The sequence below is a fragment of the Anaeromyxobacter sp. PSR-1 genome, from assembly GCF_000964525.1.
In the GTDB taxonomy this organism is placed as follows: domain Bacteria; phylum Myxococcota; class Myxococcia; order Myxococcales; family Anaeromyxobacteraceae; genus Anaeromyxobacter.
In genome coordinates this window covers 1-2,674 of the sequence record NZ_BAZG01000311.1, presented here as the reverse complement: position 1 = coordinate 2,674, position 2,674 = coordinate 1, and the positions used below count along the sequence as shown (strand labels likewise).

The following is a 2,674-nucleotide window of genomic DNA, read 5'->3' as shown; positions in this document are numbered from 1 at the left end:
GAGCTCCAGCGCGCGGCGCAGCGCCGCCAGCGCGGACTGCGGCGTCCCGAAGCGCCACCAGGTCCAGCCCAGCGAGCCATCTCGAGGGTGGAGCGCCACCTGCGCGGCGCGGTCCCGCGTCTGGGCCGCGAGGCGCGCCAGCGCGTCGGCGTGGCCGCGGTGGTCGCCGCGCTCGGCCAGCACGGCGCTCCAGCAGCTCCAGCGCGGCCGGCGCGCCGGGCGCGAGCGCCCAGGCCCGCTCGATGCGCTCCACCGCGCGGCCCGCGCCCTCCGGATCGTAGGCGGCGTGGATCTGCGCGAGCCGGAGCTGGAGCGCCGCGGCCGTGCGCCGGTCCGACGCGCGCGTCGCCTCGGCCTCCACCCGCCCGGCCTCCTCGCGCCAGGCGCGCGGGAAGCCGCGCAGCCGCTCGCGCGCGGCGGCCGCGCCCGGCGCCGAGCGATCGAGCGCGAGCGCGTCGATGAGCGCGTCGGTCGCGAGCGCGTGGTCGAGCGGCTCGTCCACCAGCGCGGTGCCCAGCCGCGCGTACGCGGCGGCGAGTGCGCGCGGCTCGGCGCCGGCGTCGCGCGCGGCGTCGAGCAGCCGCTTCGCCTGCGCGAAGCGGCGGAGCGCGGCGAAGCACTCCAGGGCGCGGGCGCGCGCCTCCTCCAGCGCGGGGTCGAGCCGGTGCGCGCGCGCGTAGAGCAGCGCGGCGCGGTCCCGCCGTCCGAGGCGCTCCTCCTGGACCTTGGCGAGCCGGAGCGTCACCGCCGCGGCGGCGATCGGATCGGAGGTGCCGGTGGCCTCGCGCTCCAGCGCGGCCGCGACGCCCGCCCAGTCGCCGCGCTCCTCGAGGAGCTCCACCAGCGCGCGAAGCGCGACGGGGTGCGCGGGCTCGAGCTGCAGGAGCTGGCGGTAGAGGTCCTCCGCGCGGGCCACGTTGCGCAGCTTCCGGTGCGCGAGCGTCGCGGCCTCGGCAAGGAGCGGCCCCGGTCCGGGCGCGTGGCGCGCGCGCCCCTCGTAAAGCGCGATCAGCTCCTCCCAGCGCGCGTCGCGCTCGTAAAGTCCCACGAGCGCGTGAAACGCCTCGTCATCGCCGGGGGCCGCCTCGAGCGACTCGACGTGGGATCGGATCTGCTCGTCCAGGGAAGGTGCGCTCAAGGTGGCTTCGCGGGGGAGTGAGGAACCGGAAAAAAGCGCCTGACGACGCGGAAGTATAGGGCGCTGTTCGCAGGAGGGTCAACGTTGTCCCGGCCGGATTCCCTTGCCCTTACGGGCATTTGACTACATTGCCCCCGGTCGCGGGCGGGGTGGCAGGAACCCGGCCGACCCAGGGCCCGGGGCCACGGTGACCGTCCCTCGGCGGGACGGGTTTGGGGGCGCCGGGGCGCGTTTCGCGGCCGAATCGCGCGCTCCGCGGCGGCCGGCGCGGCCGTGCACGCGCGGTGATCGCGGGCGGCCCGCGCGCGGCGCCGCGCGGCGCGCGCACGGCGCGGATAGCGCCCGATACCAGCCCGCGATCGCCTCACGGCGACTTCCGCGACGCGTCGGCGAGCCGCGGCGGCGCCACCTCGGCGGCCGGCGCGCCGGCGGCGCGCGCGGCCGCGTCCGCGTCCGCCGGCTCACCGGCGGGGAGCAGGTCGAGCGCCGCCAGCACCGCCGACGCCGCGAGCCCGGCGGTGAGCGCGAGGCCCAGCGTCCCGTGCCCGCACGCCATGCCCAGGCCGATGGTGAGGAACAGCACGGCCGCGTCGCGCGGGTCCTTCAGCCCGGAGCGGAACCGGACGAAGCTGCCCAGGCCCACCAGGCCGAACGCCTTCGCCACGCTGTCGCCGATCACCATGGTGATGATCGCCGCCGCGGCGCACAGCAGGATCTGCGCCTGCGCCATCTCCGGCCTCGGCAGCCGCCGGCCCATGAGCAGCCGCCAGGGCCGGAACCCGAGCGCCACGCCCACCGCCAGCGCCGCGCCGATGCGCGGGAGCACCGTGCCGAGCGGCAGCGTGTGCAGGTCGATCCCGGCGGGGAACGTCACGGGGTGCATGACGCCTCCACAGCGGCGGGCAGGCCCGGGGCCGGGCCCGGGGCGTGCGCGGCGAGCGCGAGGGCCGCGTGCGCGTTCCGCAGCACGGGCAGGCTCGCCGGCGCGGTCCGCAGCGCGGCCGCGACGATCTCCCGGCCGCGCGCGGTCGCGGCGAGGTGCCGGAGCGACGAGACGGCGGTGGCGGGCCAGCGCGCGACGCCCTCGGCCCGCAGCGCCCAGGCCAGCGGGTGGTCCATCCCGTCCACCGCGTCGAGCGCCTCCTTGGTCTCGGCGAGCGCGCGCTCGCGGAGCGGCCAGGTCCAGGGCGCGGCGTTGCCCGCCAGCGTGCGGAGCACGCGCTTCGGCGCGAGCGGGAACAGCCGCTCGCGGAGGGCGCGCGCCGGGCCGCTGTCCACCCCGGCCGTCCCGCGCAGCGCGGCGAGGCGGTCGTGCGCGGCCAGCGCGGTCCGCAGGGCGTCGGCGCGCGCGCCGTCCACGCCGGCCAGGCTGCGCCCCACCGCCTCCCAGAGCCCGCGCCCGATCCCGTCGGCCCGCAGCGCCCAGGCGCGCTCCGAGCCGAGCCCCGCCAGCCCGCGCAGCACGCCCTCCAGCTCGCCCCGGTCCAGCGCCTCCTCGCGGAGCGCCCACGCGTCCGCCCCGTCCGCCGCGACCAG

Annotated in this window: 2 protein-coding genes and 1 pseudogene; all 3 read right to left on the bottom strand. The window is 79.3% G+C overall.

All coding sequences use genetic code 11. The features are described from left to right. Nucleotides 1–1,138 (bottom strand): hypothetical protein (locus PSR1_RS22815; RefSeq protein WP_237758214.1); only part of this gene is annotated, 1,138 nt, incomplete at its 3' end. A 364-nt stretch (nt 1,139–1,502) separates the two neighbouring features. Continuing rightward, nucleotides 1,503–2,021 (bottom strand): DUF4956 domain-containing protein, encoded by a 519-nt coding sequence (locus PSR1_RS22810; RefSeq protein WP_059439589.1) that lies wholly within the window; start codon nt 2,019–2,021, stop codon nt 1,503–1,505. Next, nucleotides 2,009–2,674: pseudogene (locus tag PSR1_RS22805) on the bottom strand (thymidylate kinase); the annotation flags it as partial. The gene PSR1_RS22810 and the pseudogene PSR1_RS22805, both read right to left, overlap by 13 nt.